Raw genomic sequence first — 24,943 nt, 5'->3', positions numbered from 1 at the left:
CTCCGCAACGGATTACCCCACTAGTGAACTTTTGCTCGAATTCGACCCGCACAGGGGAAAGGAAGTTACGTGCTAGACGTCAACTTCTTCGATGAACTCCGGATCGGCCTCGCCACCGCCGACGACATCCGTCAGTGGTCCTACGGCGAGGTGAAGAAGCCGGAGACCATCAACTACCGCACGCTCAAGCCGGAGAAGGACGGCCTGTTCTGCGAGAAGATCTTCGGTCCCACCCGGGACTGGGAGTGCTACTGCGGCAAGTACAAGCGCGTCCGCTTCAAGGGCATCATCTGTGAGCGCTGTGGCGTCGAGGTGACTCGCGCCAAGGTGCGCCGCGAGCGCATGGGCCACATCGAACTGGCCGCTCCGGTCACCCACATCTGGTACTTCAAGGGCGTGCCCTCGCGCCTGGGCTACCTGCTCGACCTGGCGCCGAAGGATCTGGAAAAGATCATCTACTTCGCCGCCTACGTGATCGTGGCGGTGGACGAGGAACTGCGGCACAACGAGCTGTCCACGCTCGAGGCCGAGATGGAGGTCGAGAAGAAGGCGGTCGCCGACCAGCGTGACGCCGACCTCGAGGCCCGCGCCCAGAAGCTCGAGGCCGACCTGGCCGAGCTGGAGGCCGAAGGCGCCAAGTCCGACGTCCGCCGCAAGGTCAAGGACGGCGGCGAGCGGGAGATGCGCCAGCTCCGCGACCGCGCCCAGCGTGAGCTGGACCGGCTGGAGGAGATCTGGAACACCTTCACCAAGCTTGCCCCCAAGCAGCTCATCGTCGACGAGGTGCTCTACCGCGAGCTGGTCGACCGCTACGGCGAGTACTTCACCGGCGCGATGGGCGCGGAGTCCATCCAGAAGCTGATGGAGAGCTTCGACATCGAGGCCGAGGCCGAGTCGCTGCGCGAGACCATCCGCAGCGGCAAGGGCCAGAAGAAGCTGCGCGCGCTCAAGCGGCTCAAGGTCGTCGCGGCGTTCCAGTCCAACGGCAACTCGCCGATGGGCATGGTGCTCGACGCCGTTCCGGTGATCCCGCCGGAGCTGCGCCCGATGGTTCAGCTCGACGGTGGCCGCTTCGCCACCTCCGACCTGAACGACCTGTACCGTCGCGTGATCAACCGCAACAACCGCCTCAAGCGACTGATCGACCTCGGCGCTCCCGAGATCATCGTCAACAACGAGAAGCGGATGCTGCAGGAGTCCGTCGACGCCCTGTTCGACAACGGCCGCCGCGGCCGTCCGGTCACCGGACCGGGCAACCGTCCGCTCAAGTCGCTGTCGGATCTGCTCAAGGGCAAGCAGGGCCGGTTCCGCCAGAACCTGCTCGGCAAGCGCGTCGACTACTCGGGCCGTTCGGTCATCGTCGTCGGCCCGCAGCTGAAGCTGCACCAGTGCGGTCTGCCCAAGCTGATGGCGCTGGAGCTGTTCAAGCCGTTCGTGATGAAGCGCCTGGTGGACCTGAACCACGCGCAGAACATCAAGTCGGCCAAGCGGATGGTGGAGCGGCAGCGGCCGCAGGTGTGGGACGTCCTCGAAGAGGTCATCGCCGAACACCCGGTGCTGCTCAACCGTGCGCCCACCCTGCACCGCCTCGGTATCCAGGCCTTCGAGCCGCAGCTGGTGGAAGGTAAGGCCATCCAGCTGCACCCGCTGGTCTGTGAGGCGTTCAACGCCGACTTCGACGGTGACCAGATGGCCGTGCACCTGCCGCTGTCGGCGGAGGCGCAGGCCGAGGCGCGCATCCTGATGCTGTCGTCGAACAACATCCTGTCGCCCGCCTCGGGCCGGCCGCTGGCCATGCCGCGTCTGGACATGGTGACCGGCCTGTACTACCTGACCCGCCTGGAAGAGGGCGCGAAGGGTTCCTACCAGCCGGCCACCAAGGACGCTCCGGAGCAGGGCGTGTACTCCTCGCCCGCCGAGGCGCAGATGGCGGTGGACCGCGGTGAGCTCACCGTGCGCTCGCTGATCAAGGTCCGGTTGACCGACCAGCGCCCGCCGAAGGACGTCGAGGCGGAGCTGTTCCCGGAGGGCTGGCGCCGCGGCGACGCGTGGACCACCGAGACCACGCTGGGCCGGGTGCTGTTCAACGAGCTGCTGCCCGTCGACTACGCGTTCATCAACGAGCAGATGCCGAAGAAGCGCCAGGCGACGATCATCAACGATCTCGCCGAGCGCTACCCGATGATCGTGGTCGCGCAGACCGTCGACAAGCTCAAGGACGCCGGCTTCTACTGGGCCACGCGTTCGGGCGTGACGGTCTCCATGTCCGACGTGCTCGTGCCGCCGGAGAAGGCCGAGATCATGGAGCGCTACGAGGCGCAGTCGGATCAGATCGAGAAGAAGTACCAGCGTGGTGCGCTCGATCACCAGGAGCGCAACAACGCCCTGGTCAAGATCTGGCAGGAGGCGACCGAGGAGGTCGGTAAGGCGCTGCGCGCGCACTACCCGGCCGACAACCCGATCATCACGATCGTCGACTCGGGCGCCACGGGTAACTTCACCCAGACCCGTACCCTCGCCGGTATGAAGGGCCTGGTGACGAACCCGAAGGGTGAGTTCATCCCGCGGCCGATCAAGTCCTCCTTCCGTGAGGGCCTGACGGTTCTGGAGTACTTCATCAACACCCACGGCGCTCGTAAGGGTCTGGCCGACACCGCGCTGCGCACCGCCGACTCGGGTTACCTGACCCGTCGTCTGGTGGACGTCTCGCAGGACGTCATCGTGCGCGAGCACGACTGCGGCACCGAGCGCGGCATCGTGGTGCCGATCGCGGAGAAGCAGCTCGACGGCTCGATCATCCGCGACGCGCACGTGGAGACCTCCACCTACGCGCGCACGCTCGCGGCCGACGCGGTCGACGCGCAGGGCAACGTCATCGTGGCGAAGGGCGCCGACCTCGGCGATCCGGCGCTGGAGGCGCTGCTGGAGGCCGGTATCACCGAGGTGAAGGTCCGCTCCGTGCTGACCTGCACCACCGGCACCGGTGTGTGCGCGACCTGCTACGGCCGCTCGATGGCGACCGGCAAGCTGGTCGACATCGGTGAGGCCGTCGGTATCGTCGCCGCGCAGTCCATCGGTGAGCCCGGTACCCAGCTGACCATGCGTACCTTCCACCAGGGTGGTGTCGCGGGTGACGACATCACCGGCGGTCTGCCCCGCGTGCAGGAGCTGTTCGAGGCGCGCGTGCCGAAGGGCAAGGCGCCCATCGCCGAGGTCTCCGGTCGCGTGCGGCTGGAGGACGACGATCGCTTCTACAAGATCACCATCATCCCGGATGACGGTGGCGAAGAGGTTGTCTACGACAAGCTCTCGAAGCGGCAGCGTCTGCGGGTGTTCAAGCACGACGACGGCACCGAGCGTCTGCTCTCCGACGGTGACCACGTCGAGGTCGGCCAGCAGCTGCTGGAAGGCGCGGCGGATCCGCACGAGGTGCTGCGCATCATGGGCCCCCGTCAGGTTCAGGTCCACCTGGTCCACGAGGTCCAGGAGGTCTACCGCTCGCAGGGTGTGTCGATCCACGACAAGCACATCGAGGTGATCGTGCGCCAGATGCTGCGTCGCGTGACGATCATCGACTCGGGCGCGACGGAGTTCCTGCCCGGCTCGCTCACCGAGCGCGCCGAGTTCGAGGCCGCCAACCGTCGCGTCGTCGCCGAGGGCAACGAGCCCGCGGCAGGTCGTCCGGTGCTGATGGGTATCACCAAGGCGTCGCTGGCCACCGACTCGTGGCTGTCGGCGGCGTCCTTCCAGGAGACCACCCGAGTTCTGACGGACGCGGCGATCAACTGCCGCTCCGACAAGCTCATCGGCCTCAAGGAGAACGTGATCATCGGTAAGCTGATCCCGGCCGGTACCGGTATCAACCGCTACCGGAACATCCAGGTGCAGCCGACCGAAGAAGCCCGTGCCGCCGCGTACGCGGTGCCGTCCTACGACGACACCTACTACAGCCCGGACAGCTTCGGTCAGACCACGGGCGCCGCGGTTCCGCTCGACGACTACGGCTTCAGCGACTACCGCTGATCCGTCAGCCGCAACGACACTCGGCCCCCGCTCCGCTCGGAGCGGGGGCCGAGTGCTTTCGTCCGTCCTCGTCGTGGTTCTACCGAGCAAGTAGCGGCTCGAACGTGGCGCGCGGCGACGGGTTCGCGGTGGACAAAGAGGGCCGGAGCCAGTAGGAAATTAGAACGGGTTTCAGTTCTGTTTTTCGGGAGGTGGCGGTGGACGGCGCGGCGCTAGGGGATCTGGTGGTGGCCGGTTTCCGGAAGCTGGGGTTCATCCAGTACGCCGGGGTCGAGTGGGAGGAGTTCGCGGCGGGGCGGAACGTGGTGTCGGTCGTGCCGCGGGCGGAGCATCTGAACCACAACGGGGATCTGCATGCCGCCGTGTTGTTCGGGATGGCGGAAACCGCCGCGATGGGCGCTTCGGTGTCGGGGATCGTGGACCTGATGGGGGATACGTTCATCGTCGCCAAGGACGGACGCATCGAGTACAAAGCTCGTGCGAAAGGGGATGCGGGGCCGTTCCTCGCCACTTCCGCGTTCTCCGCGGAGACGCTGGCGAAGACGCGGGCGGACATCGAGGCGAAAGTGCCGCTCGAGCTCGAGGTGCCGGTGGACATCACCGACGCCACCGGAAAGACCGTCGCCGCGGCGGTATTCACCGCGGTGCTCCGTCCGCGCCGATCCTGATCCCATCGGAGAACTCGGCAACCTCACCGCTCGCTGTCGAGCATCGCCATCTGCGCCGTCGCAGAGCGTTCGCCCGCGACGCGGTCGGCGGGCACGGCCGATTCGATCGTGGCCAACTCCTCGTCGGTGAGCACGATGTCCAAGGCGTCCACCGCTTCCGTCCAGCGCTCGCGTCGTCTGGTGCCGATGACCGGCACGATGTCCTCGCTGCGGGTCAGCGCCCAGGCGATGGCCAATTGCGCCACCGAAGCGTGCTTACGCGCCGCGACCTCGTCCAGCGCGCGGGTCAGCTCGAGGTTCCGGTCCAGGTTCTCGCCCTGGAAGCGCGGGCTGTGCGCGCGGAGATCATCTGGGGCGAAGGTGGTTCCCGGCTGGATCGCACTGCTGAGCAGTCCGCGCGACAACACGCCGTACGCGGTGACGCCGATGCCGAGCTCGCGGTAGACCGGCAGGATCCGCGCCTCGATGCCCCGCGAGATCAGCGAGTACTCGATCTGCAGGTCCACGATCTGCCGCACCGCCGCCGCGCGCCGAATGGTTTCCGGCCCGACTTCGGACAGGCCCACATGACGCACGTGGCCGGCCTCGATCAGTTCGCCGATGGCGCCCACCGTGTCCTCGATCGGCACGTCCGGATCGAGCCGGGCGGGGCGGTGGATGTCGATGTAGTCGACGCCGAGGCGCCGCAGGCTGTAGGTCAGGAAGTTGCGCAGCGCCACCGGCCGGTTGTCCACGCCGCCGAAGCTGCCGTCTGGCCCGCGCAGCGCGCCGAACTTCACGCTCAGCACCACGTCTTCACGTGGCCGTTCGGCGATGGCCTTGCCGATCAGCATCTCGTTGTGACCGGCGCCGTAGAAATCGCCGGTGTCGATCAGGCCGATGCCGGAATCCAGCGCCGGGATCGGCTCGGTCGCAGGCACGTCGCCGATCTGCGTGCGACGGCCGCTCGCCGCGCGGGCGACGCGGACGTGCTCGAGTTCGTCGCCCGGCTACGGTCGGTGAGCGCCGAGTTCGGCCGGCTCTGGGACGAACACCGGGTGGCGGTGCGGCTTCGGATACCAAACGCATCCTGCACCCGCAGGTCGGCCTGATCGACATCGTCTGTGAAACGCTGCTCGCACCCAACGCCGCCCAGCGCCTGCTGGTCTACCAACCGCGTCCCGGCACGGACGCGGCCGAGAAGCTGGAGCTGCTGCGGGTGATCGGCACGCAGCGGCTGGCGCCCGCCGACCGGCTCGACTAGGGCGCGGTGACGTACTCGAGCGCCGCGTCCACGGCGGGCTGCCCACCGCCGACGACGAATCCGGCCATCGCGCCGATCGCGGCGCCCGCCACCGCGGCGACGGGCACCGTGATGAAGTCCAGCACGAACAGTCCGAGCGGGAAACCGACAACGAAGCCGATGGCCGCGCCGATGCCCGCGCCCGCCAGGATGGACGGCATGGCCTTCTCGGCCTCGGCGTAGAACCGCTCCTGGGCGCCGATATCGCGCAGCGGAGTGTCGGCCATCGCGACCGGCGCGACGGTGAGCCGGTGGCCCGCGTCCTCGAGCACGGGCCGCAGCGCCACGCGCTGCTCCCCGATGCGCAGCGTCATCGGCAGCGCGGCCACCACCGCGCCGTCCCGATCGGAGACGGTCACGACGCGGCCGTCGTGGGTCAGCTCGAACGTCCCGTCCTGGATGGTCGCGACGGCTGCGCGCCGGTCCTCGGTGGCGGCGACCTCGTAGGCGATCTGGTGGAACGATCCGCGCAGGTCGAGCGGCGCGTCATCGGGCGAGGGCTGGGCGTGTGCGGCGCTCGTGGTGATCGCGGTGGCCGCCAGCGCGACCAGGGCCGTTGCGGTGAATTGGGAGATCCTCATCATGCTCTTTCCTTGTGCCGCAACCGTGTCCGGTTCGTCGGGAAAAGATACCGCTCGGCGGGCCCGATCAGAAGTGCGAATTCCCTCTTGACGTCCGCGGCTATCTCAGCAACACTGAACTAGATGGTTCAGTATGACTTCTTGGATGCCTCCTTCGGAGCGCTCGCGGATCCCACCCGGCGTGGGATTCTCGAATGCCTCGGCAGTGGGCCGGCGACCGTCAGCGAGCTGGCGGAGCGCTTCGAGATGACGCTCACCGGCGTCAAGAAGCACATCCAGCTGCTGGAGGCGGCGGGCATGGTGGTCACGGAGAAGCGCGGCCGGGTGCGGTACTGCCGCCTCGGTGCGAACGTCTTCGATCGCGAACTGGCCTGGATGCAGGGCTACCGGCGGATGGTGGAAGCACGGATGGACCGTCTCGGCGAATTCCTCGAGCGAACGGAGCAGGACCGATGAGCACAACCACGAACGACGCCGTCGTCACGACCGACACCGACCGGGCGATCCACGTCGAGCGGGTCTTCGACGCGCCGCGCGAGCGGGTGTGGGACGCCTATAGCAGGATCGAGCTGCTCGCCCAATGGTGGGGGCGTGGCAACCGGCTGGATATCGAGCGCTGGGAATTCCGTCCGGGCGGCCACTGGCGTTTCGTCGAGCACGCCGACGACGGAACCCACGGTTTCGAGGGCCGCTTCCGTGAGGTCACCCCGCAGGAGCGGATCGTGTACTCCTTCGAGTGGGACGGCATGCCCGCCTATGTCGCGATCGACAGCGTCAGCTTCGTCGATCTCGGTGACGGCCGCACCAAGGTGGTCACCGACAGTCAGTTCCACACGCCGCAGGAGCGGGACGGAATGCTCCAGTCGGGCATGGAGACCGGGCTCAACGAGAGCTACCGCGCACTGGACGCACTGCTCGCGCGCGGCTGAGCCACGGACGCTTCGGCTCCGGTCGCCGGTCGGGTGAGCGGGGCCGAAGCGGGTGGTGGCTAGCCCTCGCGCCGGGAAACTCTGAGGCGCAGCCGATCCGGCTTCAATGTGATCGTCTCTTTCACGCGCAGTACGTAATCGGGCTCCGGGGTCAGATCGAAGGTCCGCAGCAGTGTGGCCAGGATCAGCACCATCTCGTGCTGCGCGAACTGGCGGCCGATGCAGGCGCGCATGCCCACGCCGAACGGCCGGTACAGCTCGGGATGGCGGCCGCGCACGCGCTCCGGAAGGAAACGGTCGGGATCGAACTGTTCGGGATCCGCGCCCCACAGCTCGTGCCGATGCAGCTGGAGCAGGACGATGAACACCCACTCGTTCTGCTCGAACGGATAGCGCCCGCCGAGCATCGTGTCCGCACGGGCTTTGCGGAAATATCCGGGCGCGGTGGGCCACAGCCGAAGGGTCTCGTCCACGATGCGCCGCACGTAGCGCAGTTTCCCGACCTGGTCGAAGGCGAGGCTGTCGCCCGCGCAGACCTCGTCGATCTCTTGTCGGGCGCGAGCGGCGATCGCCGGATTGATCGACAGATAGTGCAGCGCGAACGCCAGGACGCCCGCGGTGGTCTCGTGTCCCGCCGTGAGGAACGTCAGGATCTGGTGGCGAACATTGGTCGGGTCGAGCAGTTTTCCCGTTTCCGGATCCGGCACGGTCAGCATCCGGTCCAGGAGATCCCCGTGCTCACCCGCGCCCTCCCGCTGACGCCGTGCGATCACCTCATCGATCGTGCCGTTGACCAGTTCCACGTCTCGCCGGTGCTGCGCACGCTGCTCGCGGAACACCGTGCGTTCGACGAGCGGGTGCGAGTAGGCGGCGCGGTTGATGTAGGTCAGGGCCCGCAGCATCGCGGCGACCACCGGGTGCGGATCGGTGCGGGTGAACGACTGGAACTCGTAGCCGAACGCGGCTCGCCCGATGACTTCCAGCGCGACCTTGTTGGTATCGGCGGGCACGTCGACCCACTCGCCCGCGCGGGCCGTCCAGTATTCGACGAGTTCGGCGGCGCAGGTCCGCATGGTGGCGTGGTAGCCGCGCATGGCGGCCGCGGTGAACGACGGCGCGAGGATGGCGTGGGCTCTGGCCCAGTTCGGTTCGGAGTTGTGCGCGGTGAACAGTCCGTCCCCGGCGACGGTCCGCAGGTCCCGGATCGGCACACCGAGGAATTTGGCCCACAGCGCGTCGTCGTTGATTTCGCGCAACAGGTCCGGCTCCGACACGTAGGTCACTCGGGTCCCGAAGATGTTGCGTTCGTAGATCCCGCCGTATTTCCGCGCGCCGCGCATCCCCCATTGGCTGCTGTCGGTGACGTGCAGATCCCATACGTCGCCGACGATCGGTAGTCGGAAAGGCGGGTGCGGCAGCTCCCGGTCACTCGCCCGGATTCGCCGCTGGGAGTTCGTCGTAGTCATCTCGCTCCGTCCAGTTGTGCGCAAAGGTAGGTCTGTGCCGGGCCCCAATGCCGCGCGATACGGCGCAGCGTCCGAGTTTCGTCGACGATGTCGCGGCCGGGCGCCGAGGCGTGCAGCCGGAGATAGGAACCCGGCTGCGCGCCCTCGGCTTTGCGATGCAGGGCACGCGCGATCTGCACCGCCTCGGCGACCTCGGCGGGCACGTCGGCCGGTATCGGCTCGGCGAATCGCCCGAGCACGAGCAGCGCGTCTCGGATCTCCACCGTCATGCGGTGCAGGCGCCGTCGCGGGTCCAGGTCCGGGTCGGGTTGCGACGGGCGCGGAATCTCGGCGCACGTGGTCACCAGATCCCGCCACATCGGCGTCAGCTGCCGTACGGTTCGCGAGGCCGAGTCGATGCCCAGTCTGCGCGCGATTTCGGTGCCTACCCGGACGCCCGCGGCCAGCGAGCCGAGACCGACCATGTAGACGAAGTTGTTCTCGTTGGCGTGGAACCGGAAGTCGACGAACGCCGCGCCCGTCCCGGTCGCCGCGCAGACCGAGCTGGCGAAGATGGAGACGGCCTCTTCCAGCGTCCAACCACCGACGATCAGGATCAGCAGGTAGGTGAGCTTGTGGGAAGGGCGCAACTGGCCCGCGCGCAGCTCCCGGACACTGGCCGCGAGCACCAGCAGGCCGGTCGCGCCGCACCAGCCGGAGAAGAACGCGAAGTAGGCGACCGTTTGCCAGCCTTCGGTCCGGTCGATGTACTGCCCCAGGGCACGGGCGTGCGCGCCGAAAAGCAGCATCAGCACCATCGAGACGCCCGCCGCGCACCAGACGGCCCGGCGCATCCGCCGGTAGCTTTCCGAGGACTGCTCCGACCACCGTTCCGACCACGATTGCGCCAGCACGATCAGCGGCGCGAAGGTCGCGACGATGAACGTGGTCCCGAGTTGCCTCGTGAACCCCACGCTGAGCAGTCCCGCGTCGGCAAGCGCGTGCTGCACGGACCCTTCGCGCAGGAGCGCCGCGATCACCGCGCAGATCAGGGCATAGGTCACGTGGCGCTCGCTGGGCCGTGACCCGCCGTGCAGCCACACCAGCCGCAACAGGGCCGCCGCCGCGCTGCCCGCGATGATCAGCCACGCGATGACCGGTGGGGCCGAGGAGGTCACCCCTCACCGCCCCAGAACGAGCGCATCGGCCGCGAGGAGCGCCAGCGCGAGACGCCGGACAGAAGCAGGTCCGCGAACAGCTCTGCCTCGTCCTCTTGGTGGTCGGCGAACTCGCTGCGTCCGAGTACCCGCCGGATCAGGGTCGGATCGATGCTCGGCAGGAGCCGTTGAACCCCGGTCAGGCCCGCGGACCCGGCGTTGTGATCGAGCACCATATGGCCGGTCTCGTGCGCGATGATCTGGTCGATATGGAAATCGGTCGTGCCGGCGGCGTAGGCGATCACGTCGACATTCGTGCATTCCAGCCACAGCCCGCACGGTGTCCCGCGGCCCGGCTCCAGGGCCCCCGGTAGCAGGGCCGAAGCGACCGGGATCAGCTCGATGGGCCGCCCGCGCCATTCCCCTAGGGCGGTCAGGAACTTTTCTCTGTTCCAGGGCGACGGAACCAGTTCCATCACGGCCTCGCGCGCAGCCATCACCCGCTGCGTCGATTCGTCCATCGACCCCCCCTCCCACCAAAAACGTTGTGGTGATCGGACTTTACCGCGCCCAGCGGACACCGGCGGAGTCGAGAGGTGGGGGTGGCACCGGACGGCGGCGGTGCCGGTGCACGGCGAGCGAAGCCGAATGGAGTGGGGCCGCGATCAGTCCCGGGCCGGGCCGATGCGGCGCTTGCGCGGTTTCAGATGCAGTCCGGGCAGCGGCGGCGCGGGAATACGCTGCTGCGGGGTATGGCCGGTGATGTCGGCAAAGCGGGTCACGTCGTGGTTCTCCCAATCGGCCCGCGCGGTGACGATGTCCTCATGGCTGCGGCCGACGAAGTTCCACCACATCACCAGTTCCTCGCCGAACGGCTCGCCGCCGATCAGCGCGAAGTGCGCGCCACCGGCGCTGCCGAGCCGGAGTTCGTCGCGTTCGGTGCCCAGGTACAGCAGGGGACCAGGGGCGAGTTCGGTGCCCGCGACCGTGACCTGCCCTTCGAGCACCAGCACCGCGTGCTCGAAACGAGGGTCCAGCGGAAGGGTGACGTCGGCGCCCGGCTCCACCCGCACGTCGGCGCCGACGATCGGTGTGTAGGCGATCGCCGGCGACGTCACCCCGGCCAGCGAGCCGATCAGCACGATCGCCCGGAGGCCGGGTGCGTCGACGATGGGCAGTTCGCGATGCTGCTCGAAGTGCGGGTCGATGCCGGTGCGGTCACCGGGCAGCGCGATCCACAGTTGCAAGCCGTGCCCGGCGGGCGCGCCCTCGACCGCGTACTCGGAATGGGCGATGCCGCGCCCGGAGGTCATCAGGTTCAGCTGGCCGGGTTCGATCTCCACGTCCGAGCCGACCGAGTCGCGATGCCGGATACGGCCCTCGAACGGCCAGGTCACCGTTTGCAGGCCGATGTGCGGGTGTGGATCGATGTCCGGCGGCGCGCCCGTGCGGGTGACCGTCGGCGAGCCGAAGCGGTCGAGGAAGCACCACGCGCCGACGGTCGGCAGATCGCGCTGCGGCAGCACGCGTTCGACGAAGACGCCGCGCACCCCGCCGAGCGGCACTTCACGTGCCGGATACCGCTCCGCGACCGGGCCTGGCCCCGGCGCGGGTTCGCACAGCGTCTCGGCCGGACGTGCGTCCAGATCGCTCACCGAGTGACGCCCTTGCCGATCACGTGCGCGTCGTACTGCGGGTGCTTGTCCAGGTACGCCTTGATGAACGGGCACAGCGGCCGGATCACGCGCTCACGCGCGACGGCGTCCTCGATGGCTTTCTCGGCGAGGACCGAGCCGAGACCCTTGCCGGAGAACGCGCCGTCGATCTCGGTGTGCGTGAACACCGTCTCGTCGTCGCGTTCCTCGTAGTCGGCGAAACCGGCCAGTTCCCCGCCGTGGAACACCTCGTAGCGATGCCGCTCGTCGTTGCGGACGACCTTGGATTCCGAAGCTGCTTCGATCATGTTTCCCTTCTCCTTCCGTGCGCGGACCGGATGTTTGCTGAGAATCGAGACCCGGTTGAACGCGCCGATCGTGGTGGCCACCCAGACGACGACAGACAGCTGATCATCCGTCAGATACCGGCGGGCGGAAGCGTACTCACGCTCGATGGCGGCTTCGTCCGGAAGCGTCGCGGTGACTTCCGCGATCGCCAGCACGGCCCGCTCGAACGGGGTGTACGTGCCACCGCGCCGCCACCCCGGCAGCACCGCGATCTCCTGCTCGGTGGCCCCGGCCGCCGCGGCGGCGCGATAGTGCACGTCGAGGCAGTACGCACATCCGTTGAGCTGGGAGACGCGCAGATTGATCAGTTCGATGATCCGGCGATCCAGCCCCACCGCCGCCGCGGCGGCCCTGACCTCGTTCGCGACACTGTTCAGCGCGCGGAACGCGGTCGGCGTCTGCTTGTCGATCCAGACGCGCTCACGCGGTGTTTCGAGCCTCATATTCATGGGATGTTAGACCCCGCCGGTGAACGGCGCAGACGAGGCCGCCGAATAAGCGGACTTCGGTCCGGAGGTTTGCGGGTCGGTGGCGAGGCATGCGGCGACGCGAGTTCACCCGATCTCGGTGAACCGCCGAAGCTGGAACGGCTCGACCAGAACGTCCTCCAACGCCGTCGCCAAGGTCTTCAGGTGGGGCGTCCGGAAGTGTGCGGCCAAGGCGTCCTCGCCGGTCCACTCCTCCAGCAGCACCATCCGGCTCGGGTCGGTGGGATGCAGGTAGAGCTCGTACCTGAGGCAGCCGTCCTCCGCGAGCGTCGGTTCGATCATGTCTTGCAGCAGATTCCGCAACTGCGCCTCGCGACCCGGCTTGGCGAGGAACCGCACGTTGAGCGTCAACGTCGACATGGGCGTCTCTCCCGTTCTGGTGTGGGTTATTCCCGGCCCGCCGACGTGAATGTCATATCCGCGTACCGGGTTCCGGCGACCTGGCCCGCGATCGGTTCCAGCGTCGCCAATTCGTCGGCGGTGAGCGCGATCGTCGCGGCGGCCACGTTGTCCGTGAGCCGGGTCCGGCTGCGAGTGCCGGGAATCGGGACCACCGCGAGGCCGTGCACACCGGCCTGTGCGTGCACCCAAGCCAGCGCTACCTGCGCCAGCGTGATGCCTCGTGCTTCGGCGATGGCCCGCAGCGGGCCGAGCAGCTCGGCATTGCGGGTGGCGTTCTCGCCGGAGAAGCGCGGCATCGAGGAACGGAAGTCCTTCGCGTCCGTGGAGCCGGTGAACGAGCCGGTGAGGAAGCCGCGTCCCAGCGGGGAGTACGGCACGAACGTCACGCCCAGCTCCGCCGCCGCGGGCACCGCGGTGCGTTCGACGTCCCGGGAGAACAGCGACCATTCCGACTGCACGGCCGCGATCGGATGCACCGCGTGCGCCGCACGCAATTCGGCGCCGGTCACTTCGGACAGGCCGAGGGCACGCACCTTGCCCTCCCGCACCAATTCCGCCATTGCGCCGACCGTGTCCTCGATCGGCACGGCGGGGTCCTTGCGGTGCATGTAGTACAGATCGATGGTGTCGATCCGGAGCCTGCGCAGGCTGCCCTCCACCGAGCCGCGGATGTAGGCGGGGGAGTTGTCGAAGCCCCGGTAGGCCGGGTCGTCGGCCTTGCGGACGATGCCGAACTTGGTGGCGAGTACGACCCGGTCGCGGTGGGCGCCGACGAAATCGCTGAGGAATTCCTCGTTGTGCCCGGAGCCGTAGACGTCGGCGGTGTCGAACAGCGTGACGCCCAGCTCCAGCGCCCGATCCAGGGTCGCCCGGGATTCGGTGAGGTCGCTGGGCCCGTAGAACTCGCTCATGCCCATGCAGCCGAGGCCCTGCGTCCCCACTCGGATGCCGCCGGTGCCCAGTGTGGTGGTGGGAAGCGTGCCGACCGTTGTCATACCTTGATCCCTTCGCTGTCGTGCGTGGCGACCATGGCCGGCGGGTCCGCCTCGACTTTGCCCTCGTACAGGGCGATCTTGTGGTCCAGCACGGCCAGGGTCTGACGAAGTTCATCGATCTTGGCGAGTACCTCGGAGCGGGTGTCCCGGAACATCTCCAGCCGTTGCCGGAGCGTGGTGTCTCCGGCCCGCACCAGCTCGGCGTAGCGGACCATGTCCGCCACGGACATACCGGTCGTGCGCAGGCGGCCGATCAGCGCCAGCCATTCCAGATCCCGGTCGCTGAACCGGCGCTTACCGGAGTGATCCCGGCCGATGTAGTCCATCAACCCGATCCGCTCGTACCAGCGCAGCGTGTCCCGGCTCAGTCCCGAACGCTCGGACACCTCGCCGATCGAATACCGCGGCAGCTCCCGGTCGTCGCTCGCGCTCGCCGGGGACGCGGTTTCGTTCCCGGCCGCGCTGTGTTCTCGAACGCTCACTGCACTCGCCTTTCCCGTTGAACAACGATGACGCTAGTTACCTGGAGTGCACTCCAAGCAAGGGGTTGTGTGCGATTTTCCAGCGCCCGCCGGTCGACGGAAAGCGATCGCGCGCTCAGCTGTAGACGGGCAGTTGCTGGACGGCCCACTTGTTGCCGTCCGGATCGGCGAAGAAGGTGAACAGGCCCCAGCCGAGATCCTGGACCGGAGTGGCGTCCACACCGGCGGCGATCAACTGCTGGTAGGCGTCCTCGGCGCTGGCGACCACCATCTGCATGCCCTCGACGCTGCCCGGCGCCGCCTCGGTGATGCCCTCGCCCAGACAGATGGAGCAACCCGAACCGGGCGGGGTCAGCTGTACGAAGCGCAGGTTCTCGTTGACCCGGTGGTCGTGATCGGCATTGAAACCGATCTTGGTGTAGAAGTCCTTGGCGCGGTCGACGTCGGTCACGGGAATGGCGACGAGCTCGATTTTCCAGTCCATCCGGCGAGCATTCCATCGTGCGCCGACAAAGTCCCGGATTCCGGCTTACGCTGGGGACATGCCTGGAAAGGACATCGACCGCATCAGGGCTCGTTCGGCCTGGGCGACGGTCAAGGAAAGCCCGGTGATCACCGCTGTCGCGATCGCGCCGTTCGCGCTCGCGCTCGGCGTGGTGTGGTGGTTGTTCGGCGGCCTTGCCGCGTTCGCGCTGCTGCTCGTCCTCGGTGGGGTCGTTGTGGTCGGCGGCAAGTTACTGCGCTGACCGCGCGTTCCATCGCGTGCGGTCAGCGCGGGATGCAGAAGTGTGTCAACTCTCCGGTACCTGTGTCGACGTCCGCCCAGGCGCGGTCGAAGCGCAGCACCGCCAGCGCCGAGGTCGGGAACTTCCGGCTGAGTTCGACGGCGGCCGTGCCGTCGCGATTGCCCGCCAGCTCCCACGCCGTCCACGGCATGCCCGGCGCGTGCCCGATGACCAGCAGGGTCGCGACGTCCTCGTCGCTGAGCCGGACCAGTTCGATGAGCGTCTCCGGCGCGGCCTCGTAGATTCCCGCTTCGAAGACGACCGGCGCGGTGATGCCGGTGGCGGTGAGCGTCTCGCGGGTTCGCGTTGCGGTGGAACAGCGCACGGCGTCGATCGGTGGCTGGGTGTCGCGCAACCAATCGCCCGCGAGTGCGGCCTCGCGCCGGCCGCGCGGAGCCAGCGGTCGCTCGTGATCGTCGACGCCCTGCGGATACGCCGACTTGCCGTGCCGCATGAGGATCAGAGTCCGCGCCATGCAGATACGGTAAGGCCTCCGGGCGCGAGGTCTCGACCACACTCGAGGCAAACTGAAAGCGGCATCACATCACGCGTTGCCGCGGGCGATCCCCGTGGCGATCGTGACGGACGCCGCTCATCTGTCCACCACAACCCCATGGGTGGCCACAGCCCACGTACTTCTTCGAGGATCAGCACAATATGGCCTACGTAATCACGCAGCGTTGTTGCAACGACGCCAGCTGCGTCTCCGAGTGCCCGGTCGACTGCATCCGTCCTACCCCGGATCAGCCGGAGTTCGCGACGACCGAGATGCTCTACATCGACCCCGACACCTGTATCGACTGCGGCGCCTGTGTCGACGCGTGCCCGGTGGAGGCCATCTTCTCCGAGGACGACCTGACGGCTTCGCTGGCACGGTTCCGCGACATCAATGCCGCCTACTTCCAACGGCATCCGCTGGAATCGAACTTCGATCCGATCGTCACCCCCGCGCGTCCGCCGAAGGAGCTGGGCACCCTGCGAGTCGCGATCGTCGGCGCGGGCCCCGCGGCCTGCTACGCGGCCGACGAACTGCTGCGCAGGGCCGACGTGGAGATCGAGATGTTCGACCGGCTGCCCACCCCCTGGGGCCTGGTGCGGGCGGGCGTCGCGCCCGATCACCCCGGCACCAAGACGGTCTCGGGCATGTTCGAGTCCGCGTTCCGTCGTGAGACGTTGCAGTACTACCTCAATGTCGAGGTGGGCACGCACATCTCGCACGAGGAACTGCTGCGCCACCACCACGCGGTGATCTACGCGGTAGGAGCCTCCAGCGACCGCAGGATGGGCGTCCCGGGGGAGGGCCTGCCGGGTAGCCATTCCGCCACCGAGTTCGTCGCCTGGTACAACGGCCACCCCGACTTCGCCGACCGGACCTTCGACCTGTCCGGCGAGCGGGCCGTGATCGTCGGCAACGGCAATGTCGCATTGGACGTGGCGCGCGTGCTGACCGTCGACCCGGACGAACTCGCCAAGACCGATATCGCCGACCACGCGCTGGAGGCTCTGCGGCAGAGCAATATTCGCGAAGTCGTCGTGCTCGGCAGGCGGGGTCCGCTCCAGGCGGCCTACACCTCGCCGGAATTCCTGGCGCTCGCGCATCTGAAGGGCGTGGACGTGGTCGTGGACGAGACCGACCTGGAACTGGATCACGCCAGCCAGGCGATCGTCGACGATCCACAGGTGGAGCCGTCGCTGGCGTTGAAGTACACCCTGGCCCAGGAGTACGCCGGCGGCCGCAGGGCGGAAGGCAACAAGCGGATCGTGTTCCGCTATCTGACTTCCCCCATCGCGCTCACCGGCACCGAGCGGGTCGAGTCCATCGAGATCGTGCACAACGAGCTGTTCGAGGAAGACGGTCAGCTCGTGGCGCGGCCGACCGACCGCACCGAGACCATCGACACCTCGCTGGTGTTGCGGTCGATCGGCTACCGCGGCGAGCGGGTCGGCGAGCTGCCGTTCGACGAGCGGCGCGGTGTCGTGCCGAACGAGCACGGCCGGGTCATCGGCGAGGACGGGACGATGCTGAGCGGCGTGTACGTCAGCGGATGGATCAAGCGTGGCCCACGCGGCGTCATCGGTTCGAATCGGACCGACTCCGAGGAGACGGTGGAGCTGCTGCTCGCCGACTTCACCGCGGGCAAACTCGCTGCGCCGCAAGCCGACCGCGCCGCCCTGAAGGCCCTGCTCGCCGAGCGTCAGGCCGACTTGGTCGACCGCGCGGGCTGGCGAGCGATCGACCAAGCGGAGAAGTCCGCGGGCAAGTCCGCTGGCCGCCCCCGAATCAAGTTCACCACCCGGGAAGACCTCCTCAAAGCCGCCCGCGGCTGACGATCAGGACGCCGGTCGGATCCTTGGATTCGACCGGCCACCCCACGCAGGACCTGAACGCGAATCCCGCGTCACTCGACTGGTACGGCCGGGATACCCGGAGAGGCGGGCAGCGGCATGATGCGGACCACTGTCGTGGTGGTTCCGCCGACCACGAACCACAGCCGCAGCACCGGCTGTCCCGTCCGGTCACCCGGCTCGTACCGGCTGCGCACGCTCACATGCTGACGTGCCAGCACCGGCGCCACGTATTCGATCACCGCTCGATGTGGTCCCGCGAGCAGCTTCGGGTATTCGACCAGGAACTGTTCCACCGCCTGCCAGTAACAGGCGTTGTTGACATGGTTGTACTGGTCGATGTCGGTGGCGCGCACCGGGAACGGCAGGTCGGTGTCCGACTCCGGCGGCGTGGCGTCGGTCAGGTACGGCCGCCACCGCAGGCGGTGCTCGGTGGACGTGCGAGCGAGGTAGGCCAGGCCCTCGTCGCTGATCCGCGCGGGCATCCCGGTGGACTCGCTGATATTGATCCAGAAGCCCTCGGTCTCGATCAATCCGCCGTTTCCGCTGGTGATCCGCACGCGCATGTTCGTCCACCGGGTGGACATCGCCGAGCACCACCGCAGCAGCCGCACCTCGTCCGGCCACAGAATCGGGCGGATGACATCAATGACCGTCCGGCGGATGATCCAGTTCGGGTCGGTCCGGTGGAAGAACGTCTTATGCAGGTTTTCCCAGGCGATATCTTGCAGGTAGCGGGCGACGGCATCGAACCGCAACCGGTCATAGGGATCCACATCACCAGCCCGGACGGGCCACGCCGAAGCAAAGCCCATGCCCTCCTGGGGAAGCGGGGCGAGTGGCTGATCGAGTGACACTTGTGCTCCTCGCGCTGCACGGTGTGCCGCGTTTCTTCATGCGGTGCTGTTGTGACGACTTTACGGGGCGTACGTCACACCCTCGCGTCGAGCCGTCCGTACCTCCTTAATAGTCCGCCTGCTGGGACCTGGGCCAGCGGAAATGGGGTCTTCCGTCCGGCGTCGGGAGCGCGGACCCGTCCCATGGGGCGGCGGCGACCGGCGGCGCGCAGGCGCAGGTCACCACGATGGGGGCTCAGTAACCCTGGTAGGCCCCGCCCGAGTTCACGGCGGCGACACCGGGGACGTTGCCGAGCGATCCGTAGCGATCGATCGAGTACCGAACTCCGGCGATGATGTTGTCGACCGGATTCCAGATGTCGTCGTGACCGGGCGCCTTGTATGCGCTGAAGGTGCTGTCGATGGTCTGCATGAGGCCCTTCGACGGATGCCCGGCCACCCAGTTGCTGTCCCAGCGGTTTTCCGCGTACGGGTTGCCGGCGGACTCGTGCTGGATGATCAACGCGATCGCCCGCTCGTCGATGTCCTCGGGGGCGTACCCCATCGCGATGAGCTTCTGCTTCGCCTCGGAGATCCATCGCGCGACGTCACCGCTCGGCAGCGGGCCGGTCGGCGCCGACGAGCTCGGCCCACCGTAATACGGCGTGCCCGACGACGAGCCGGAGTTGTTCTGGCCCGACATCAGCTGGCTCGGCCGGTCCGAGGATGGACTCGCGACCGGGGTGGCCGACGTACTCACCGGTGCGGTGGCCGCGGGCACGGTGGGGGCCGCGGGCACGTTCGCGCTCGGCTCGCCGAGCCCGGCGAAGGCCGCCTCCAATTTTCCGACCGCGCCCTCCACCTGGATCTCGGCCTGGTTCGCCACGTCCTCGGCGGTCTTCAGCGCGTTGGTGAGCTCCCACGTCCGTGTGGCCGCCTGCAGCGCTTCCTGGAAGACGAGCCCCTCCACGTCGGCCTTGTCGGCGTGCGTGCGCAGGTAGTCGATCCGCGTCTTGGCGTCCACGGTGCCGTTGGGCGCGACATCGAAGGGTGGCGTCTGGTTCAGCGCGTCGTCGCGCAAACTCAGTACCTTGGCTCGGGCCTCGATCAGATTCTGCACCTGGGCGGTGAGCGCGGTCTTCAGCTCGAGCAGGGCGGCGCTCACCGCGGAGGCGCGGGTCTTCTCGGTCTGCATCCGGGCGTTCGCGGCATCCCCCGCGGAGCCGGACCACTTGTTCGCGTCGGCGAGCGCTCGGGTGTCGTCGGCGCCCTTGCCGACGGCGGTGTCGAGGCCCCGCGACATCTGTTCGGCGAGCCCGCCCGCCGCCGAAAGCTGCTCCGGCTGCCAGTTCGCGACGTCGGGGATGGTGAGCGTCATGGCAGCTGAAGTCCGATGGCGCGCAGCTTCGCCGCGAAGTCGTCCTCGGCCAGCTCGTACTTGCCCGCCGCGTTGTGCAGGTTGTCCGCGATCGTGGTGAGCCGCGACCCGATCCGCTCCAGGCAGCGGTGCGCGGCGTCGTTCGCGCGCTGGGCCACCGGGCCGAAATCGGTGCCGGGCAGCGCCCCGGCGACGGCGCCGAAACCATCGCCGCCGAGGTCGGTGACCGACGTGGCCTCGGTGCGCAGCGTCTGTGCGAAGGAGCGCAGCGCCGCCGGGTCGACCTGCATCGTCGTCGCAGGTCCGGACTGGTTTTGCTCGACCATGAATCCCCCTTCCCTCCCGACCGTGAGGTCGCGGTCAGCATAGCAAAATCGGGTGGTGCCGATGGGCGTCGTCGAGCCGCGACCGTTATGTTGTCGGTGTGGCGTCGGCACGGATCATGCCGACGCGAGGACAGAGAGGTCAGCACATGCGCGCAGCCCAGGTCAGCAAGCTGGAAGGACCGGAAGCGGTTCAGATCGTCGATATCCCGGAGCCCGCGGCTTTCCCGGGCGGCGTCGTGATCGACGTGCACGCGGCGGGCGTGGCCTTCCCGGACGTGCTGATGACGCGCGGCCTGTACCAGATGAAGCCCGAGCTGCCGTTCGTCGTCGGCGGAGAGGTCGCCGGCATCGTGCGGGAAGCCCCCGAGGACGCACACGTGCGGCCCGGTGACCGGGTGGTCGCGTTGACCATGCTCGGCAACGCGATGGCCGAGACCGCTGTCACGCCCACGCAGATGGTGTTCCGGCTCCCCGACAATGTCTCGCTGGAGGCGGGCGCCGGCATCCTGTTCAACGATCTGACCGTGCACTTCTGCCTGCGCACTCGCGGCAGGCTGGCGGAGGGCGAAACGGTCCTGGTGCACGGCGGCGCGGGCGGCATCGGCACCTCGACCCTGCGGATGGCGGCCGCGCTCGGTGCGGGCCGGGTGATCGCCGTGGTGAGCACCGAGGCGAAGGCCGAGGTGGCGCGCGCCAACGGGGCGACCGACGTGGTGCTCACCGACGGCTGGCTCGCCGCGGTGAAGGAGCTGACCGGCGGTCGCGGCGTCGACATCGTGCTCGACCCGGTCGGCGGCGACCGTTTCACCGACAGCATCCGTTCGCTCGCCTCGGCGGGCCGGTTGCTGGTGGTCGGCTTCACCGCGGGGGAGATCCCCACGGTGAAGGTCAACCGGCTGCTGCTGAAGAACGTCGAGGTCACCGGCGCGGCATGGGGCGAATGGGTGATGACGCACCCGGGCTACCTGCAGGAGCAGTGGGCCGAGGTGGAGCCCCTGCTGGCCTCCGGCAAGATCGCGCCGCCGGAGCCGGTGCTGTACCCGTTGGACAAGGCCGCCGAGGCCGTCGCGTCGCTGGACAACCGGACGGCCACCGGCAAGGTCGTGGTGACGCTGCGCTGACGCACGCCGGCCTGCCCACATCATGAAGCTGTCCGATCGGGTCCTGAATCGGACCCTGCTGGCTCGCCAGCACCTGCTCGAGCGCTCGCGGCTGACTGCGCAGCAGATGTGCGACCACCTCGTCGGGTTGCAGGCGCAGGATTCCCCGCCGCCGTTCGTCGGATTGTGGAGCCGCGTCGCGGCATTCGATCCGGCGACGGTGTCGGACGCGCTGGAGGACCGTTCCCTGGTCCGGATCACCCTGATGCGGGGGACCATTCACATGGTCACGCCGCCCGACGCGTTGCGGATCGCGCCGCACGTGCAGCCGGAACTGGAGAAAGCGCCCTTCCGCAAGGGCTTCAACTACGGCGCCATGGTCGGACTGGATCCGGAGGAGGTGCGCGGGCACGGCGAGGCCGTGCTCGGCGACGAGCCGATGTCCGCCGCGGAGCTGCGCGCCCGCGCCACCGAGGTGTACCCCGACCGAGACCCGGGGGCGGTGGTGCAGACCTGGCTGTATCAACTGCCCGTCTTGCAGACCCCGCCACGCGGGAAGTGGAAGGACAACAGCAGGCCGATCTGGTCGCGGGTCGAGCCCTGGCTGGGCGCACCGCTGGACCCCACATATCCCTTGGCGGAGTTGCTCTTCCGATACCTGTGCGCCTTCGGTCCGGCGAGCACGATGGACATGCAGACCTGGTCGAGGCTGCTCGGCATGAAGCGGGCCGTCGCGGAACTCGGTGATCGGGTGCGCACTTACACCGACGAGCGCGGCCGCACGCTCTACGACGTCGCCCACGGCGAGTTGGCCGATCCGGACATCCCCGCCCCGGTGCGCCTGCTCGGCTGGTACGACAACGCCCTGCTCTCGCACCAGGACCGGACCCGGATCGTGCCCGATGGGGCGCCTCCACCGCTGCGCTCCTTCGCCGCCCAGGTCTCCCCGGTGCTGGTCGACGGATTTCTCGCGGGTCTGTACAAGGTCTTCGCGAACACCGGGACCGCCCGGCTGCGCATCAGTCCCACCCGGAACTGGACGAAGGCGGAGCGCGCCGAGGTCGAGGCGGAGGCGCACGCTCTGCTCGCCTTCCTCGAGGCGGGCAAGCAGGGAAGTGTGGAGATTCTCGACGTGGGGGCCGACCTGCGCCCCTGAGCCGGACGGGCTACGGCTCGCGGGCCGGGCGATACGCGGGCGCCTTGGTGGTCCCGGTCGGGCTCAGCGTGCGCAGCAGCGGCAGTGCCCGGCGTGCCACCACGGTGGACAGCACGATGACGCTGTGCGAGCGCGCCACCGAGGAGGTCCGGTCGATACTCAGCAGCACGGCCTGCAACCCGGCGTGCGAGTCGGCCCCGATCCGGCACAGGACGTCGCCGGTGCCGGTGGTGGCGTAGGCCTCCAGCACGCCGGGGATGCCGTGGAGTTCGGCAGCCACGGTGTCCAGCGCCCCCTGGGCGATCTCCAGCGTGACGAACGCCTGCACGTCGAACCCCGCCGCCGTGACATCGATCTGCGGGTCGTAGGAGGCGATCACGCCGGACTCCTCCATGCGCGCGATCCGTGATTGCACCGTGGCCCTGGCGACCTTGGTCCGGCGGGACAGTTCGAGAATGCCCGCTTTCTGGTACTCGTGCATCGCGGTGAGGATGGCGAGATCGAGTTCGTCCAGCTTCGCCGGTGTGCGCGCCATGACCGCCTCCGTTCCAGCACTCGGACGGGCTCGCTGCCCGCCGCGTCGATGCTATTCAAATTGTCCAGCATCACCCGCCCGTTCCTAGCCGAATTCGCCACACTGCCTATCGCGAGTTGACGCTGTTGCCTACTCCGCAGACTCGGCGATTTCCTTGGAACATGACCATCGAGCACCTGCCGAACGCCCGGTCCGGCGCCGTTCCCAGCGACGGCGAACTGCGCACGCTGGTCGGGTTGGTCGACCACGACGACAGCGGTGACCCGTTCCCGGTCATCGGGTGGGACGCCCTGATCTGGGTTGTCGGCAACGCCACCCAGACCGCGCATTTCCTGCAATCCGCCTTCGGGATGCGGTTGGAGGCGTATTCCGGTCCGGAGACCGGAAATCGCGACCACAAGGCGTTCGTCCTGCGCAGCGGCGCGGCGCGTTTCGTGGTCACCGGAGCGGTGGACCCGGACAGTCCGCTGGTCGCCCACCACGATCGGCACGGCGACGGCGTGGTGGACATCGCCCTTCAAGTGCCCGACGTCGACCGCTGTGTGGCGTGGGCCCGCGCGCACGGCGCCACCATTCTGGTCGAACCGCACGACGACACCGACGACTTCGGCACGGTGCGCTCGGCCGCGCTGGCCACCTATGGCGAGACCAGGCACACCCTGGTCGACCGATCCGGCTATTGCGGGCCCTATCTGCCGGGCTATGTCGCCCGCCGCTCCGGCTATCAGCGGCGCGACGGCGCGCCCACCCGGTTGTTCCAGGCGATCGATCACGTCGTGGGCAACGTCGAACTCGGGCAGATGGACGAGTGGGTCGAGTTCTACCGCCGGGTCATGGGTTTCACGAACATGGCCGAATTCGTCGGCGACGACATCGCCACCGAGTACTCGGCGCTGATGAGCAAGGTCGTCGCCAACGGGAACCACCGGGTGAAGTTCCCGCTCAACGAGCCCGCCGCGGGCAAGAAGCGCTCACAGATCGATGAGTACCTGGAGTTCTACCGCGGGCCCGGCGTCCAGCACATCGCGCTCGCCACCGGCGACATCCTCACCTGCGTGGACGCCTTGCGCCGCGAGGGAGTCGAGTTCCTGGAGACACCCGCCGCCTACTACGAGGACCCCGAACTGCGCGCTCGCATCGGCCGGGTCCGCGTCCCGGTCGAAGAACTCCAGCGCCGTGGCATCCTGGTCGACCGGGACGAGGACGGCTATCTCTTGCAGATCTTCACCAGGCCGCTCACCGACCGCCCCACGGTGTTCTTCGAACTCATCGAACGCCACGGGTCCCTCGGTTTCGGCAAGGGGAATTTCAAAGCCCTGTTCCAGGCGATCGAACGCGAACAGGAGGCACGGGGCAATTTGTGACCGGCTGCTTCGCGGTCCGGCGAAATCCTCGCGCGTGCGGCCGCGCATCCGCCCGGATCACCGGCCGGTGGCTTGTCAGGCGGCGGGCACTCTTGTCGAGCCGCTTCGGCTGCCTCGTCGGTAGAGTTCTTTCCATGCGGATCAAGTCGGCGGTCGTCCTCGCGACCGCCTTGGTGCTCACGCTGGGGGCCTGCGGTTCGGGCGGGGAGTCCGAGGAGTCGGGTCCTTCGCGGCCCGCGCCGAAGGTGGTCGCGCTCGGCCCGTTCGTCGGCGAGTGCGGTCACGTGACCGACGACGAGGTGCGCGATCGCGGCGGCCTCGGCCGGATCTCCGGAGTGTTCCGCAACGCCGTCGGCTGCAACTGGCAGTCGGCCGGAATGGGTTCTCCTAGTATAACTTTCGCTTCTTATCGGGGCAGTCCCATCGAGCGTGAACGGGCGTGGGTGACCGTCAACGGCCGCGCGCCCGATCCGATAACGGTGGCCGGGCGCGACGGATTCGCCGCCTTGGATCCGAGTGGAACGATCTGCGATCTGGCGGTGCAACTCGGGGACGATTTCTTCGAGTGGTCCACCAATATCGGATCGTTCGGCGCGGCGACCGGTAACCCGTGTGACCGGAGCCGCGCGCTCGCCGAACTGACGCTGCAGCGAATTCAGTGA

26 protein-coding genes and 1 pseudogene are annotated in these 24,943 nt (G+C 68.2%); 11 read left to right on the top strand and 16 right to left on the bottom strand.

Annotated elements, in window-relative coordinates; all coding sequences use genetic code 11:
* The first annotated feature begins 69 nt into the window (after positions 1 to 69).
* A complete protein-coding gene (locus tag LTT66_RS08335; protein ID WP_233065677.1) occupies positions 70 to 4,023 on the top strand; it encodes a DNA-directed RNA polymerase subunit beta' in 3,954 nt (1,317 codons plus the stop codon).
* A 197-nt stretch (positions 4,024 to 4,220) separates the two neighbouring features.
* Positions 4,221 to 4,691 carry a PaaI family thioesterase gene (locus LTT66_RS08330; protein WP_233065675.1) on the top strand — a complete coding sequence of 157 codons (471 nt, stop codon included), beginning with the start codon at positions 4,221 to 4,223 and terminating at the stop codon, positions 4,689 to 4,691.
* Positions 4,692 to 4,714: 23 nt separating this feature from the next.
* On the opposite strand, the gene LTT66_RS08325 is transcribed toward LTT66_RS08330, so the two are convergent.
* A complete protein-coding gene (locus LTT66_RS08325) occupies positions 4,715 to 5,611 on the bottom strand; it encodes an aldo/keto reductase (protein WP_233065673.1) in 897 nt (298 codons plus the stop codon).
* Between LTT66_RS08325 and LTT66_RS37360 the strand changes: the two are divergent.
* Positions 5,531 to 5,934, top strand: a pseudogene (locus LTT66_RS37360) (MmyB family transcriptional regulator). The gene LTT66_RS08325 and the pseudogene LTT66_RS37360 sit on opposite strands and share 81 nt — an antisense overlap.
* Here the strand turns inward: LTT66_RS37360 and LTT66_RS08310 are convergent.
* On the bottom strand, positions 5,931 to 6,557 hold the full coding sequence (locus LTT66_RS08310; protein WP_228820967.1) for a hypothetical protein: 627 nt from the start codon (positions 6,555 to 6,557) through the stop codon (positions 5,931 to 5,933). The pseudogene LTT66_RS37360 and the gene LTT66_RS08310 overlap by 4 nt on opposite strands.
* Before the next feature lie 120 nt (positions 6,558 to 6,677).
* Here LTT66_RS08310 and LTT66_RS08305 point away from each other — a divergent pair, with 120 nt between their 5' ends.
* A complete protein-coding gene (locus LTT66_RS08305) occupies positions 6,678 to 7,010 on the top strand; it encodes an ArsR/SmtB family transcription factor (RefSeq protein ID WP_233065669.1) in 333 nt (110 codons plus the stop codon).
* Entirely contained in the window at positions 7,007 to 7,483 is a 477-nt protein-coding gene (locus LTT66_RS08300) for an SRPBCC family protein (RefSeq protein WP_181724448.1), read from the top strand. The genes LTT66_RS08305 and LTT66_RS08300 overlap by 4 nt, the downstream gene beginning before the upstream one ends.
* A 59-nt stretch (positions 7,484 to 7,542) precedes the next feature.
* Here the strand turns inward: LTT66_RS08300 and LTT66_RS08295 are convergent, their stop codons facing one another.
* The 9 genes from LTT66_RS08295 to LTT66_RS08255 all read right to left on the bottom strand — a co-directional run bounded on the left by LTT66_RS08295 (position 7,543) and on the right by LTT66_RS08255 (position 14,939).
* A complete protein-coding gene (locus LTT66_RS08295) occupies positions 7,543 to 8,949 on the bottom strand; it encodes a cytochrome P450 (RefSeq protein WP_233065667.1) in 1,407 nt (468 codons plus the stop codon).
* Entirely contained in the window at positions 8,946 to 10,106 is a 1,161-nt protein-coding gene (locus tag LTT66_RS08290) for an MAB_1171c family putative transporter (RefSeq protein WP_233065665.1), read from the bottom strand. The genes LTT66_RS08295 and LTT66_RS08290 overlap by 4 nt, the downstream gene beginning before the upstream one ends.
* Positions 10,103 to 10,606, bottom strand: coding sequence for a hypothetical protein (locus LTT66_RS08285; RefSeq protein WP_233065663.1), 504 nt, complete (start codon positions 10,604 to 10,606; stop codon positions 10,103 to 10,105). Before LTT66_RS08285 ends, LTT66_RS08290 begins: the two co-directional genes overlap by 4 nt.
* Before the next feature lie 144 nt (positions 10,607 to 10,750).
* Positions 10,751 to 11,740, bottom strand: a complete 990-nt coding sequence (locus tag LTT66_RS08280) for a pirin family protein (protein WP_233065661.1) — start codon at positions 11,738 to 11,740, stop codon at positions 10,751 to 10,753.
* A complete protein-coding gene (locus tag LTT66_RS08275; protein WP_233065659.1) occupies positions 11,737 to 12,531 on the bottom strand; it encodes a GNAT family N-acetyltransferase in 795 nt (264 codons plus the stop codon). Before LTT66_RS08275 ends, LTT66_RS08280 begins: the two co-directional genes overlap by 4 nt.
* A 111-nt stretch (positions 12,532 to 12,642) precedes the next feature.
* Positions 12,643 to 12,936, bottom strand: coding sequence for a putative quinol monooxygenase (locus LTT66_RS08270; protein WP_233065657.1), 294 nt, complete (start codon positions 12,934 to 12,936; stop codon positions 12,643 to 12,645).
* A 26-nt stretch (positions 12,937 to 12,962) separates the two neighbouring features.
* Complete coding sequence (locus LTT66_RS08265) at positions 12,963 to 13,973, bottom strand: aldo/keto reductase (RefSeq protein WP_233065655.1); 1,011 nt, start codon at positions 13,971 to 13,973, stop codon at positions 12,963 to 12,965.
* On the bottom strand, positions 13,970 to 14,455 hold the full coding sequence (locus LTT66_RS08260; protein WP_233065653.1) for a MerR family transcriptional regulator: 486 nt from the start codon (positions 14,453 to 14,455) through the stop codon (positions 13,970 to 13,972). The genes LTT66_RS08265 and LTT66_RS08260 overlap by 4 nt, the downstream gene beginning before the upstream one ends.
* Positions 14,456 to 14,570: 115 nt before the next feature.
* Positions 14,571 to 14,939, bottom strand: a complete 369-nt coding sequence (locus LTT66_RS08255) for a glyoxalase superfamily protein (RefSeq protein WP_181724440.1) — start codon at positions 14,937 to 14,939, stop codon at positions 14,571 to 14,573.
* Between the two features lie 58 nt (positions 14,940 to 14,997).
* On the opposite strand from LTT66_RS08255, the gene LTT66_RS08250 reads away from it, so the two are divergent.
* Positions 14,998 to 15,201, top strand: coding sequence for a hypothetical protein (locus LTT66_RS08250; RefSeq protein WP_043698854.1), 204 nt, complete (start codon positions 14,998 to 15,000; stop codon positions 15,199 to 15,201).
* Between the two features lie 22 nt (positions 15,202 to 15,223).
* Here the strand turns inward: LTT66_RS08250 and LTT66_RS08245 are convergent, their stop codons facing one another.
* Positions 15,224 to 15,715, bottom strand: coding sequence for a SixA phosphatase family protein (locus LTT66_RS08245; protein WP_233065651.1), 492 nt, complete (start codon positions 15,713 to 15,715; stop codon positions 15,224 to 15,226).
* Positions 15,716 to 15,897: 182 nt separating this feature from the next.
* Between LTT66_RS08245 and LTT66_RS08240 the strand changes: the two genes are divergently transcribed.
* A complete protein-coding gene (locus tag LTT66_RS08240) occupies positions 15,898 to 17,568 on the top strand; it encodes an FAD-dependent oxidoreductase (protein WP_233065649.1) in 1,671 nt (556 codons plus the stop codon).
* Positions 17,569 to 17,639: 71 nt separating this feature from the next.
* Here the strand turns inward: LTT66_RS08240 and LTT66_RS08235 are convergent, their stop codons facing one another.
* From LTT66_RS08235 to LTT66_RS08225, 3 genes are all read right to left on the bottom strand, one after another.
* Entirely contained in the window at positions 17,640 to 18,443 is an 804-nt protein-coding gene (locus LTT66_RS08235) for an acyl-[acyl-carrier-protein] thioesterase (protein ID WP_233065647.1), read from the bottom strand.
* Between the two features lie 235 nt (positions 18,444 to 18,678).
* Positions 18,679 to 19,800, bottom strand: a complete 1,122-nt coding sequence (locus tag LTT66_RS08230; RefSeq protein ID WP_233065646.1) for a transglycosylase SLT domain-containing protein — start codon at positions 19,798 to 19,800, stop codon at positions 18,679 to 18,681.
* Positions 19,797 to 20,126, bottom strand: coding sequence for a type VII secretion target (locus tag LTT66_RS08225; protein ID WP_043698844.1), 330 nt, complete (start codon positions 20,124 to 20,126; stop codon positions 19,797 to 19,799). Before LTT66_RS08225 ends, LTT66_RS08230 begins: the two co-directional genes overlap by 4 nt.
* Before the next feature lie 146 nt (positions 20,127 to 20,272).
* Between LTT66_RS08225 and LTT66_RS08220 the strand changes: the two genes are divergently transcribed.
* A complete protein-coding gene (locus LTT66_RS08220) occupies positions 20,273 to 21,247 on the top strand; it encodes an NADPH:quinone oxidoreductase family protein (protein WP_195069042.1) in 975 nt (324 codons plus the stop codon).
* Between the two features lie 22 nt (positions 21,248 to 21,269).
* Positions 21,270 to 22,382, top strand: a complete 1,113-nt coding sequence (locus LTT66_RS08215; protein ID WP_233065644.1) for a winged helix DNA-binding domain-containing protein — start codon at positions 21,270 to 21,272, stop codon at positions 22,380 to 22,382.
* 10 nt (positions 22,383 to 22,392) lie between these two features.
* Here the strand turns inward: LTT66_RS08215 and LTT66_RS08210 are convergent, their stop codons facing one another.
* Complete coding sequence (locus LTT66_RS08210) at positions 22,393 to 22,917, bottom strand: Lrp/AsnC family transcriptional regulator (protein WP_181724432.1); 525 nt, start codon at positions 22,915 to 22,917, stop codon at positions 22,393 to 22,395.
* A 161-nt stretch (positions 22,918 to 23,078) separates the two neighbouring features.
* Between LTT66_RS08210 and hppD the strand changes: the two genes are divergently transcribed.
* Together hppD and LTT66_RS08200 are read left to right on the top strand one after the other, a co-directional pair.
* Complete coding sequence (hppD, locus tag LTT66_RS08205) at positions 23,079 to 24,281, top strand: 4-hydroxyphenylpyruvate dioxygenase (RefSeq protein ID WP_233065642.1); 1,203 nt, start codon at positions 23,079 to 23,081, stop codon at positions 24,279 to 24,281.
* 134 nt (positions 24,282 to 24,415) lie between these two features.
* The gene (locus LTT66_RS08200) at positions 24,416 to 24,943 is read left to right on the top strand and encodes a DUF3558 domain-containing protein (RefSeq protein WP_233065640.1); all 528 of its coding nucleotides are present in this window, start codon (positions 24,416 to 24,418) and stop codon (positions 24,941 to 24,943) included.

This window comes from Nocardia gipuzkoensis, assembly GCF_021183645.1.
Classification (GTDB): Bacteria; Actinomycetota; Actinomycetes; order Mycobacteriales; family Mycobacteriaceae; genus Nocardia; species Nocardia abscessus.
Note: the sequence above shows the minus strand (reverse complement) of the source record. Positions and strands in the feature narration are given on the sequence as shown.